We start from the raw sequence: 12,899 nt of genomic DNA on the forward strand, positions 1-12,899 counted from the left end.
AAAGTTCTTTACTACTTTTACCGCAAATAATATGTGAATGAAAAACTTTAAATTTCTGTTGATCTTTCTTACTCTAGCATTATTTACTGCTTGTAAAAACGAGTACGGCGAGTTTTCTAAAAAGCCTGATTACATTACAAAGCCTAGTAAAAAACACAAAGCATATTTTGATGCTTATGATGAAACTATGAAGCAATGGGGTGTTGATTATGAAGAGCTTTATATAACCACTTCTCACGGTATAGCGCATGTGGTGGTAAGCGGAAATAGAAAAGCAACTCCAGTAGTTTTGCTACACGGAATGAATGCTAGTTCTACTATGTGGTATCCCAATGCTAAAGCTTTGGTGAAAGATTATAGAATATTCGCAATCGACCTATTATCTGAGCCAGGAAAATCTTATAAGACAGCCGATTTTAATAATTTAGATGAAATTACTGAGTGGTATCAAGAGGTTTTATGGGCCCTAAAACTAGATTCTTTTCATCTTATTGGCGCTTCAAGAGGAGGTTGGTTTGCTGTTGATTTGGCAACGAAAAGTAAAAGAGATATTAAAAGCCTTGTTTTGTTAAGTCCTGCACAAACATTTATGTGGATTCCGCCTAGTACCGATTTAATTAAAAATATAATCAATGCACTTTCTTCTGATGAAAAGAAGTTAGAAAGAGAGCTTGAAACGATGTCAAGCAACGTAAACGCAATAAATAAGAATTATTTAAAACAATATAGAATTGGAGTGAAAAATGATACTCTTCCTAAGTTTATGATGCAGATGACACCATTTCCAAATAAAAGTTTACAAACTTTAAAGATGCCTACACTTGTATTGATTGGTGATGATGATATAATTAACGGCAAAAAAACTCTTGGTGTTGTAAAAAGAAATATATCAAGCAGTCACGCTGAAGTCGTTCCAAATGCAGGCCACTTTGTATCGGTGGACCAAGCTGAAGTAGTTAATAAGAAAATTTTAAACTTTCTCAATAACGTTGATAAAGCTGAGTAGGAGTTAACCAGAAGTCTTCAGTAAACTTAATTGTTTCTATTTATAGTATTTAGGCGCTTTTTATCTTTTTGAAGATTCGTTATTTCATATTATTTCTTCAAAGAAAATCTAGTTGTTACTGCTTTAATATTAATAGAACTTTTATTCAATTTCAAAATATACAGAAGTATTTGAAGGGCTATCTTTGCGCAAAAGTGAAATAGGAAAATGCACGACAAACCAGTAAAAGAAATGCGTAGAAATTGGGTGTTATTTGCACTCATGATTACTATGATGCTAGCTGCAATGGATAATACTATTGTTGCTACAGCCATTCCTCAAATAGTTGGTGATCTTGGTGGTTTTTCACTTTTTAGCTGGTTGTTTTCAATCTATTTACTTGTTCAAACGGTTACTATTCCCATTTATGGAAAGTTAGCAGATATCTATGGACGTAAACCAATACTCATTTTTGGAATTTTAATATTTCTTCTCGGTTCTGCTGCCTGTGCTGCGGCTTGGAATATGCATTCACTAATTTTTTTTAGAGGGTTACAAGCTGTTGGAGCTGGGGCAATAATGGCTACTGTAAATACCATAGCAGGAGATATTTATACTATTCAAGAACGCGCTAAAATTCAAGGTTGGTTGTCTAGTGTTTGGGGTGTTTCTGCAATAATGGGACCTGCAGTGGGTGGGGCTTTGGCAGATTATGCATCGTGGCGATGGATATTTCTAATAAACCTCCCTATCGGTGCTGGAGCAATAGCATTAATAATCATTTATCTTCACGAGAAAAAACCTAACAACCTCCACAAAATAGATTGGGCAGGTGCCTTGGCGATGTTAGTAACAGGAACGGTTATTATGTTTGGTTTACTACAAGGCGGTCAGTCTTGGCCTTGGTTATCTCTTAATACTTTGGGAATTTTATTACTTGCAGTTTTATTGATATTCATAACAATACGAATAGAACGAAGAGCAGTAGAACCAATTTTACCAGCATGGGTATGGAAAAAGAAAGTTATCCTAAGGGCTAATTTAGCAACTATAGGAATGGGGATTGCTACAATGGGGCCAAGTATGTATTTACCTGTTTTTGCGCAATCAGTTTCCGGGGTAGGTGCTATGGTGGCTGGGTTTATTTTGGCAAGTATGAGTATTACTTGGCCATTGTCTTCATCCTTATCAGGAAAGCTTTATCTGCGCGTAGGATTCAGAAACACTGCACTTTGTGGAATTATAATAGTTATAATAGGTGCTGCAAGTTTCCTGCTAATCCCTTTTCCGGGGCCAGTGTGGAGCTTAGTTGCAATTCAAATGACATTAGGAGCAGGTTTTGGATTAATTACTACCCCACTTTTGGTTGGAGTACAGTCTACTGTGGTATGGGGGCAAAGAGGAGTTGTAACGGGTACTAATATATTCTCGCGTTATTTTGGGCAGAGTATAGGTGCAGCTGTATTTGCGGCTGTCTTTAACGCTACAATATCCGATAAGTTGCAAAACGCCCCAGAGGTTTTACAAGGAAAACTGCCAGGAGTAAATAAAATGGTTGAGGTCTTACAAACTCATACTTCTGTTTCGGAAGTAAGTCTTTATTTAAGAGAATCTTTCTTTTATGCTACTAATAATGTTTATCTAAGTATGGTAGTAGCGGGATTAGTTACTTTAATTATTCTACTGTTAACCCCAGCTAAATTTCCTTCAGTAAAAGAATAAAAACTGATTTTCACTTCTTTTAATTTTAAAACTCACACTTCGTTAATGTTGTGTTAATGACTTATGTCATAGTTTCTTACGTTTATATTGGTTATGTTAGTGTTTATGGGTCTTAATTAGATTCATATTAAAACTACACGAAATTTATAGCTGAATTTTTGTGACTTGAAATAGTATTAACTTAAAAAATATATAATATGAACATAACACTGAAAAAACTAAAAGACATTCGTTCTGAAAATTGTATCACAATTATAGCAACTACGCATAGAACAAAACCAGATTATTTAAATGATGGATTACGTTTAAAAAATCTTATAAAAGAAGCTGAAGATAGGTTAATGGCAGACACTACAAAACGAAATGCTACAGGCTTGATAGAGAAACTAAACAACCTAGCCTCGTCTATCGACCATAGCCAGAATTTAGAAAGCCTGTTGCTGTTTGTAAACGATGATATTGCTGAGTTTACTCGTTTACCGATAAAAGTTGAAGATCGCGTAGTAATAGACGACACCTTTGCTACTCGTGATTTAATTAGGGCTATGCATTTAGAAACTCATTATTATATTTTAGTTTTAAGTCAGGAGAAAACTAGACTTCTTGAAGTGATGAATGACAAAGTTATTCAGGAGGTAGGAAATCCATTCCCTTATGAAAACACCCAGTTCTTCTCAAAAAATAGGGCTGCAGCTGCAATTGCTTCCAAACAAACAAGTTTGATTGCTGAATACTTTAACCAAGCGGATAAATTGGTGAATGAGGTACGAAAAGATAACCCTCTACCAGTTCTAATTTGTGGGCTAGAAGAAAACCATAATGAATACCTAAAGATTGCCGATAATAAGAATAGTATTTTTGAGGTGTATCTTAATAAGAATATGATTAACGAGCCTGCTCATACTATAGTAGAAGAAAGTTGGGAAGTTGTAAAAGAATATATCGTTCAAAAAAATAATGCGAGAAAGGAAGATTTGAAAAAGGCAGTTGGGCAGAATAAATTTTTGAGCGATACGAATGAAATTTGGCGAGCAATTTCTGAAGGGAAAATTCAAACACTATTTATCGAACAAGGTTTGTTTCAACCTGCAGTTATGAAGGATGATGAAATAGTATATGTTTCAGATGAGAAGAGAAACGATAAGGGAGTAATTGACGATATTTATGACGAAATGATTGAAGCCAATATGGACTTTGGCGGGGATGTGGTTTTCCTTCCTAAAGGAGAATTATCAAAGTTTAATGGATTTGGAGCGATAACTCGTTATTAGTCTTTTAGTAGTTATTGTTTATTAGACCCGATTTGCTTTCAATTTAGAAAGTAAATCGGGTTTTTATTTTCATATAAAAGGAGAAATTTATTTACGTAATTGATGTCTTGCAGTCATGAGATAAGTTGAATTTACTGATATAGCTAGGAGTAAAGTAAATTGGGCAATAATTATAAGAAGTTTAATGTCAACTTGCCTATTTTTGCTAAAATTTAAAAGAAAATTTTATGGCTTCAGGAATCTTCGCAATACTTGATGATATAGCAGTTTTACTTGATGATGTGGCAGTAATGAGTAAAGTTGCTGCAAAAAAAACAGCAGGTATATTAGGTGACGACTTAGCTGTTAATGCTGAGAAAGCTTCCGGTTTTGCTTCTTCCAGAGAAATTCCAGTTTTGTGGGCTATTACTAAAGGTTCTTTTATCAATAAGTTGATTATTCTTCCAATTGCATTCTTATTAAGTGCTTTTATACCGATTGCTGTTACAATTATTTTGCTACTCGGAGGGCTATATCTAGCTTATGAAGGAGCAGAAAAAATATATGAATTCATTTTCCCTCAGGCTCATTCCAAAAAAGAGAAAGTAGACGTAGAGATGAGCGAAGCAGAAATACTAGCTTACGAAAATGAGCGTGTGAAATCTGCCATTGTAACCGATTTTATTCTTTCACTAGAAATTGTGATTATTGCATTAGGAACTGTTCTTACGCAGCCACTTGCTACACAGATAATAGTTGTAAGTATTATTGCTTTATTGGCTACTGTAGGTGTTTATGGTATTGTAGCACTTATAGTGCGTATGGATGAAGTAGGGTATAAGCTTATAAAAAGCAGCAGAGAAGGAAAAAGCTTTAAAAAGTCGTTTGGGCTTTTCTTAGTACAGGCATTACCAGTTATAATTAAAAGTTTAAGTGTAATTGGAACTATTGCTTTATTATTGGTTGCTGGAGGAATCTTTGTTCATAATGTAGATTACTTTCACGGTTTCCTACCAACATTACCTTCTTTTGTAGGTGAATTTATTGTTGGCTTAATTATTGGCTTTATTTGCTTACTTGTTGTAATAGGAGCGAAAAAGCTTTGGAAGGTTATCAAAGGAGATAAATAGCACAAATTTTAATTTAGAGTATTCAAACATCTGAAATAAGTTTTTACTTCAGGATTATAACTATGAGATATATTTTCACTTTAATTTTATTAATAGGTTGTGCGATTAATGTCTTTGGTCAAACAATAACCATTAAGGAAGAAGAGTCTAATGAGCCTATTGAACTGGTTACTCTTTCTAATGTTAAATTGAATTTATATACCACTACAAATGCCAAAGGACAGGCTGATATTTCAGCTTTTAAAAACATTGAAAAGATAGAGATTCGAACACTAGGATATAAATCTGTCACTAAAAGCTACGCTGAATTAGAATCTGAAAATTTTGAAATTTATTTAGAAATATCAAATTTCAACTTAGATGAAGTAGTTATATCTGGCTCGCGTTGGCGACAAAGTAGTGATGATGTAGCTTCCAAAATTATTTCTATTTCTGCTAAGGAAGTGGCACTTCAAAACCCTCAAACAGCTGCAGATTTGCTGGGTACTTCAGGAAAGGTTTTTGTGCAAAAGAGTCAGCAGGGAGGAGGAAGCCCTATAATTCGAGGTTTTGCTACTAGTCGTTTACTATATTCTATAGATGGTGTACGAATGAATACCGCAATTTTTCGTTCTGGAAACCTTCAAAATGTTATAAGTTTAGATCCTTTTGCAATTGAAAATACCGAAGTGCTTTTTGGTCCAGGTTCTGTAATTTATGGTAGTGATGCTATTGGTGGGGTAATGAGCTTTCAAACATTAACCCCAAAATTCACCTTCACTGATAAACCTTATATCACAGGGAAAACAAGTGCTAGATATTCTTCAGCAAATAATGAAAAAACGGGACATTTAGATGTAAATCTAGGTTTTAAAAACTGGGCGTTCATTACAAGTTTTACTTCTTGGGATTACGATCATCTTCGTCAAGGGAGACACGGTCCAGACGATTATATAAAAGATTTCTATGTTCAGCGACAAGGAGATTCGGACATTATCATTAAGCAAGATGACGAATTACTCCAAATCCCTTCAGCTTATTCACAAGTTAATTTAATGCAGAAAATTCGCTTTAAACCAAATGACAAATGGGATTTTCAGTATGGATTTCACTATTCAGAAACTTCTCCATATGGCAGATACGACAGGCATAACCGCTTAAAAGATGGAGTGCCAAGATATGCCGAGTGGGATTATGGGCCACAAATATGGATGATGAATACTTTAAATATTAACCATACCGCCAACAACCCAGTTTTTAATCAAATGAGCATACGATTGGCGCATCAATGGTTTGAGGAGAGCAGGCTAAGTAGAAACTTTAATAAAACTTCGCGTAGCAATCAAGAGGAAGAAGTTAGTGCATATTCTGTAAACTTAGATTTTGTGAAAAGTACTAGCGATAATAACACCTTTTTTTATGGTGTGGAATATGTAATAGACGATGTGAATTCTAAAGGGGAAACTAAAGATATTATTACAGATATTACGGAGGCCGCTCCTTCAAGATACCCTGTTTCAACTTGGCAATCGTTAGCAGTTTACTTCACAGATGAATATAAAGCTTCTGAAGATTTTACTTTAAGTGCAGGAGCGCGTTACAATCATATTTTATTGGATTCAGACTTTGATACAAGTTTTTACTCTTTTCCTTTTTCAAAAGCGAGTATTAGCAAAGGTGCACTTACTGGGAGCATAGGAGGTGTTTACAGACCAACAAAAACATTAGTGTTAAGTACAAATTTGGGTACAGCATTTAGAGCTCCAAATGTGGATGATATCGGGAAAGTTTTCGATTCGGAACCAGGAAGTGTTGTTATTCCTAATCCCGACTTAAAACCAGAATATGCTTATAATGCAGATTTAGGTATTGCTAAAGTGTTTGGCGATATTGTAAAACTTGATGTTACAGCATACTATACCTCTCTTAAAAATGCTTTAGTTCGAAGAGATTTTAAACTTAATGGCCGTGATAGTATAATTTATGAAGGAGAACTAAGTCAAGTGCAAGCGATTCAGAATGCTGCAGTTGCACATGTTTATGGAGTTCAGGCTGGAGTAGAATTAAAACTACCAAAAGGGTTTGGATTTTCTACAGATGTAAACTTTCAGAAAGGAGAAGAAGAATTAGATAACGGGAAAACTAGTCCCGCACGTCATTCTTCACCATTTTTTGGAGTATCACGCTTAAATTACAAGAAGAATAAATTGAGAATGGAGTTAAACGTGAACTACCAAGGTAAACGCGATTTTGACGACTTACCTGAAGGAGAAAAAGGAAAAACTGAAATATATGCTTTAGATGAAAATGGCAACCCTTATGCCCCGTCTTGGTATACATTAAATTATAAAGCTCATTACAAGCTATCAAATACATTTGATATAAGTGGAGGGGTTGAAAACATAACAGATCAACGTTACCGCTCTTATAGTTCGGGTATTTCAGGGGCAGGACGAAATTTTATTTTATCGTTAACTGCTCACTTTTAATCGGTAATAATTGCTGTTTCTTTATAAATGAAGAAACATACACGTATTTTATAATATGAATAGAAAAAAACATGCTTCCATATTGCGGTCTACTAGGAAAATTCATCGTTTGATGGGAATTTTTCTTGCAGTGCTGTTTTTGATAATGGCTGTTACGGGGTTGTTATTGGGATGGAAGAAACACAGTTACGGAATAATGCTTCCGAAATCTGAAAAAGGAATCTCCACAAATATTGAAGAATGGATGCCTATAGATAAATTGCATAGCATAGCGACAAAAACTCTTCACGAAAAAGTTGATTCTAACCTATCTTTAGAATTAGACCGGATTGATGCTAGACCAGACAAGGGAATGATGAAGTTCGTTTTTGAAGAAGGTTATCACGAAATACAACTAGATGCCACTACTGGCGAAGTTTTAAGTGTAGACAGAAGAATATCCGACTTAATTGAAGAGATTCACGACGGTTCAATAGTTGACGATTGGTTGAATATAAAAAACGGAGCATTCAAAGTTTTTTATAACACCTTAATGGGACTTTCTTTGTTCTTATTTGTTGTTACCGGAGTTTGGCTTTGGGTTGGTCCAAAACTTATGAAAAGAGCTAAATAGTATTTCTTATAGAACTGAAAAAGGGCCTGTCAAATTAATCGACATTGGCCCTTTTCTTCATCAAACCAACTATTTAAAAAAAAACAAACTAATATTAATTTTTACGAATCGCTAAAAAATTTAGCCTTTGAATTTTAATGTGAATCGTTATCTTATAAACCTCTTCTTTTTGGTATAACATTTATCTTAAAGCTTGAAATGCCTTAAAAATATTATCTGATACAGCACACAAATAGTGTGATTATATCGGAAAGATGGTATATAGTTTATAAAAAGAAATTAAGGGTTTTCTTAATTGAGGAGTATTCCTATCGCATTCATTAAAATTACTAAGTCTAATCATAACGGGGGATTTTTTGATAGAAGAACAAACATATCAATTTATTTATTGATAAACAAGTATTTATTGTCAATAAAAAGTGGATTTAAATATTTGATTTAAAGATTATTAAGTCTTTAATTTTTTCTACAACATAGACTCTGAATTATTTAATTAAAAAATCTAATTTGGTGAAAATTCTTCTCACATCATCTCGATTTACTTTACTGGGGATATAACTTATAATCCACTTTCTTTTAATAGTTTTGCAGCCTTTAAAAAAATAAGACGATTGGACGTGTAACAAATGTTTTTACGATAAAATATTTGCCTTTAATTTAAGTTCAACGTTCTATTAAACACCTATCAGAATATGATTTCAATAGATAATTTAGCAGTTGAGTTTAGTGGTGATACGCTTTTTAGTGATGTGTCATTCGTAGTAAACGAAAACGACAAAATAGCCCTAATGGGTAAGAATGGTGCTGGTAAAAGTACTATGATGAAAATAATAGCTGGGGTTCAAAAACCTACGCGAGGAAATGTACGTGCTCCAAAGGATGCGGTAATTGCATATTTACCTCAGCATTTATTAACGGAAGATAACTGCACTGTTTTTGAAGAAGCATCTAAAGCTTTCACACAAATATTTGAAATGCGTGATGAAATAGATCGCCTTAATAAAGAACTCGAAACTCGTACAGATTACGAAAGTGATGAGTATATGAATATCATTACTAAAGTTGCCGAGCTAGGTGAGAAGTATTATGCCCTTGAAGAGATAAATTATGAAGCTGAGGTTGAAAAAGCACTTCGTGGTTTAGGTTTTAAAAGAAGTGATTTACATCGACAAACTTCAGAGTTTAGTGGTGGATGGCGTATGCGTATTGAACTTGCAAAACTCTTACTTCAAAAGCCAGATTTAATTCTGTTAGATGAGCCAACAAACCACGTTGATATTGAATCGGTTATTTGGTTAGAAGATTTCTTGCTGAATAAAGCAAAAGCGGTAATTGTAATATCTCACGACAAAACGTTTATCGATAATATTACAAACAGAACCATTGAGGTAACAATGGGACGTATTTACGACTATAAGGCCAATTACAGCCACTATTTACAATTACGTGCCGATAGACGTGCTCATCAAATAAAAGCATACGAGGAGCAACAAAAATTTATAGCAGAAACAAAACAGTTTATAGAACGTTTTAAAGGAACTTATTCAAAAACCAATCAAGTAAATTCTCGCGAACGAATGCTTGAAAAGCTTGAAATTATAGAAATTGACGATATCGATAATTCGGCTTTAGCTTTGCGTTTTCCACCTGCACAACGAAGTGGGGATTACCCTGTTATTGTTGAAGGGCTTACAAAAAAATATGGCGACCACGTGGTATTTCAAGATGCTAATATGAGTATTTCTCGAGGTCAGAAAGTAAGTTTTGTTGGAAGAAATGGTGAGGGAAAATCAACAATGATTAAAGCCATAATGGGCGAAATAGATTTTGAGGGGACTTGTGCTTTAGGTCACAACGCCAAGGTTGGTTATTTTGCTCAAAATCAAGCAGCACTTTTAGATAAGGAACTTACTGTTTTTCAAACGGTAGATGAGGTTGCTAAAGGTGAAATTAGAACCCAAATTAAAAATATTCTCGGTCGCTTTATGTTTAGCGGTGATGATATCGATAAAAAAGTAGGCTTGCTTTCCGGAGGTGAAAAAACACGTTTAGCAATGGTAAAATTATTGCTGGAACCCGTAAACGTTTTAATTCTCGATGAGCCTACAAACCACTTAGATTTAAAGTCGAAAGACGTTTTAAAAGAAGCCCTGCTTCAGTTTGATGGTACCTTAATTTTGGTTTCCCACGATCGTGATTTTCTTCAAGGTCTTTCTGAAAAGGTTTTTGAATTTAAAGACAAACGAGTAATCGAGCATTTTGAAAGTATTGACGATTTCCTTGAACGTAATAGAATTCAAAACTTAAAAGAAATCGATTTAAAAGCGTAAATAAATTCGTCTTATATTGTAGTCTGAAACCCGAATGCGGTATAATAGTTGTATTCTTTGTTACACTCAAAAAAATAAATATCATGAAAAAATATATTTTAATATTCGCAGCACTGTTCACTTTTGGATTTGCGAGCGTACAAGCTCAAAATAAGATTTCAAAAAATAAACTTTCTATTTCAGCCGAACAGAATAGTATAGAAGCTTTATTAAACTCTAAAAATTTTGAATTTATAGCAAATACGGCTTATCCTACAGGAGGAACTTCAAAAAACTTAGTTGGGAGTGATTACGCTATTATTTTTTCACCAAAAATGGTAAAGAGTCATTTGCCATTTTATGGACGTGCATATAGCGGTATGAATATGAGTAAGGATAAAGGAATGCGTTTTAGTGGCAAGCCGCAGGATTTTAAAGTAGAAAATAACGACAAAGGATATCACGTGCAAACCAAAGTTGAAGACGATAACGATACTTTCTCAATATCAATTTCAGTGAGTAATTCTGGGTATGCTACGCTTACTATTAGTAGCAACAACAGAGGAACTATAAGCTATTACGGAGAAATTATTTCCGCGAAATAATTAACAACTAATCCTTTACTCTTAAAATTTATGAGTCTATTCAATAAAATACTTGGTAACGCAAGTGAGGTTTCTTCAGAAAAATTAACCGAAAAATACAGCCGACTATTAATAGAAGGAGAAGTTATAGAACTTGGTTTTAAGCTTTTTCGTGATGTCTTTATGTTTACAAATAAACGATTAATTCTAATTGATGTTCAAGGTGTAACTGGAAGCAAAGCTGAATTTAAATGTTTGCCTTATAAACACATATCTCGCTTTTCATTAGAGACAGCTGGAACATTCGACTTGGATGCAGAACTAAAAATTTGGATTTCAAGCGAAGACACGCCAACGGTAAGTAAGAAATTCAATAAGAGTATTGATATCTACGAAGTACAAAAGTATTTAGCCACTAAGGTGTTGTAGTATAGTTTACATTCGCATAATAGTGATATTCTTATACCTTATAAAACTAACTCTTCAAACAATCTCTCTAAGGTAGCATCTAGGTCATTGCTAAATCCATTGTGAGGGCGTGAGGTTTGTAATGATGAACTTCGTTGTGCGGTAAGCCATCGAAATCTGTCGGAAGTTTCCCATTGTGCAACTGGCCCTCCTTGCTTTGCTCCCAAACAAATTTTCTCAAAAGCTTTGAGGTTGTTTTCAATCTCTTCAGCTTCTAGTTCGCAGGAAAAGGCTTTAAGTTTTTCGGTGTCTATATGGTACTTGCAGTTCAAGTATTTTGCACCTTTACTAAAAAGTATAATACCTACATTCAAGAACTCCTCACGTTCAACGCGGGGTACCAAACGTATTACCGCATATTCATATAAGTGTTTTCCTGGCATCTTGAATTTGTTTTACAAAATTGTTTGCATTGTCTCTTCTTAGTACTAAAAACTGATAATATACATTTCTAATTTCCTCCGGATTCATATCAGTGCCTTCCCAGTTTAGCCAATCTAAAGGGATAAGATTTGTGATTTCAAGTAGTTTTTCATCTGGGAAAAGAGAAATCATTTGACTGTTTATTTCTTCAACCTTAGTAGCTTGAGGTAATAAAACATGGTCTTTGATATATGGAAACGGACTCTGTGCAGCTTTTTTCCAATCGCCCCAAGAATGGTGAAAATAAAATGTCGCTCCGTGATCGATAAGCCACAGCTCTTTATGCCAAATAAGCATATTGGTGTTTTTTACCGTACGGTCTATATTGGTGATAAAAGCATCCAGCCAAACTATTTTTGAAGCTAGCTCTTCTTCAACTTCCGTAACTACAGGGTCGAATGTTAAGGCACCTGATAGGAAATGTAAAGCTAAATTTAGCCCTTGACTTCCTTTTAATAAATCTTGAATTTCTTCATCACCTTCACTACGCCCAAAAGCTTCATCTAGGTTTGCAAATACTAACTCAGGTACTCGTAGTCCCATTGTTCTTGCAATTTCGCCACCTAACAATTCTGAGATTAAAGCCTTAACACCATGTCCGGCGCCTCTAAACTTTAAAACGTATTTAAAATCGTCATCGGCTTCTGCCAATGCTGGTAACGAACCACCTTCCCGAAGCGGGGTGATGTAGCGCGTAACGTTAACGGTGCGGAGATCCATTTTGTTCTTAGTCATCGCTTACAAAATTAATGTTATTTGTGAATATGCTAGTGGAATACACAAGTGAAGTTATTAGTGGGTGGTTAAAATTTTACAAAACCTTGAACAGCCAATGATAACAAGTTTCTATATTTTATTATTTGATGAGTACCTTGTTGTTATGTTTGTTGAGATTTAAAAATTTAAATAGCAGATAATTTTAAAGATTTTAATTTGTATTTTGCAAT

General features: G+C 34.4%; 11 protein-coding genes. 9 read left to right on the plus strand and 2 right to left on the minus strand.

What is annotated here, in order from left to right:
* The first annotated feature begins 37 nt into the window (after positions 1 to 37).
* From G3A46_RS10105 to G3A46_RS10145, 9 genes are all read left to right on the plus strand, one after another.
* The gene (locus tag G3A46_RS10105; protein ID WP_165149431.1) at positions 38 to 1,006 is read left to right on the plus strand and encodes an alpha/beta hydrolase; all 969 of its coding nucleotides are present in this window, start codon (positions 38 to 40) and stop codon (positions 1,004 to 1,006) included.
* A 207-nt stretch (positions 1,007 to 1,213) separates the two neighbouring features.
* On the plus strand, positions 1,214 to 2,707 hold the full coding sequence (locus G3A46_RS10110) for an MDR family MFS transporter (RefSeq protein WP_165149433.1): 1,494 nt from the start codon (positions 1,214 to 1,216) through the stop codon (positions 2,705 to 2,707).
* 197 nt (positions 2,708 to 2,904) lie between these two features.
* A complete protein-coding gene (locus G3A46_RS10115; RefSeq protein ID WP_165149435.1) occupies positions 2,905 to 3,978 on the plus strand; it encodes a hypothetical protein in 1,074 nt (357 codons plus the stop codon).
* 227 nt (positions 3,979 to 4,205) lie between these two features.
* Positions 4,206 to 5,087, plus strand: coding sequence for a DUF808 domain-containing protein (locus G3A46_RS10120; RefSeq protein WP_165149437.1), 882 nt, complete (start codon positions 4,206 to 4,208; stop codon positions 5,085 to 5,087).
* A gap of 62 nt (positions 5,088 to 5,149) precedes the next feature.
* On the plus strand, positions 5,150 to 7,555 hold the full coding sequence (locus tag G3A46_RS10125; RefSeq protein WP_165149439.1) for a TonB-dependent receptor: 2,406 nt from the start codon (positions 5,150 to 5,152) through the stop codon (positions 7,553 to 7,555).
* Between the two features lie 55 nt (positions 7,556 to 7,610).
* Entirely contained in the window at positions 7,611 to 8,168 is a 558-nt protein-coding gene (locus tag G3A46_RS10130; protein WP_165149441.1) for a PepSY-associated TM helix domain-containing protein, read from the plus strand.
* Positions 8,169 to 8,860: 692 nt separating this feature from the next.
* Positions 8,861 to 10,498 carry an ABC-F family ATP-binding cassette domain-containing protein gene (locus G3A46_RS10135; RefSeq protein WP_165149443.1) on the plus strand — a complete coding sequence of 546 codons (1,638 nt, stop codon included), beginning with the start codon at positions 8,861 to 8,863 and terminating at the stop codon, positions 10,496 to 10,498.
* Positions 10,499 to 10,581: 83 nt separating this feature from the next.
* On the plus strand, positions 10,582 to 11,082 hold the full coding sequence (locus tag G3A46_RS10140) for a DUF4251 domain-containing protein (protein ID WP_165149445.1): 501 nt from the start codon (positions 10,582 to 10,584) through the stop codon (positions 11,080 to 11,082).
* A 30-nt stretch (positions 11,083 to 11,112) separates the two neighbouring features.
* Complete coding sequence (locus tag G3A46_RS10145) at positions 11,113 to 11,490, plus strand: PH domain-containing protein (RefSeq protein WP_139856362.1); 378 nt, start codon at positions 11,113 to 11,115, stop codon at positions 11,488 to 11,490.
* 38 nt (positions 11,491 to 11,528) lie between these two features.
* On the opposite strand, the gene G3A46_RS10150 is transcribed toward G3A46_RS10145, so the two are convergent.
* Positions 11,529 to 11,912, minus strand: coding sequence for a DUF3037 domain-containing protein (locus G3A46_RS10150; RefSeq protein WP_165149447.1), 384 nt, complete (start codon positions 11,910 to 11,912; stop codon positions 11,529 to 11,531).
* Complete coding sequence (locus tag G3A46_RS10155; RefSeq protein WP_206736001.1) at positions 11,890 to 12,687, minus strand: HipA family kinase; 798 nt, start codon at positions 12,685 to 12,687, stop codon at positions 11,890 to 11,892. Before G3A46_RS10155 ends, G3A46_RS10150 begins: the two co-directional genes overlap by 23 nt.
* Positions 12,688 to 12,899 lie beyond the last annotated feature (212 nt).

This window comes from Aequorivita sp. KMM 9714 (assembly GCF_011065475.1).
In the GTDB taxonomy this organism is placed as follows: Bacteria; Bacteroidota; Bacteroidia; order Flavobacteriales; family Flavobacteriaceae; genus Aequorivita; species Aequorivita sinensis.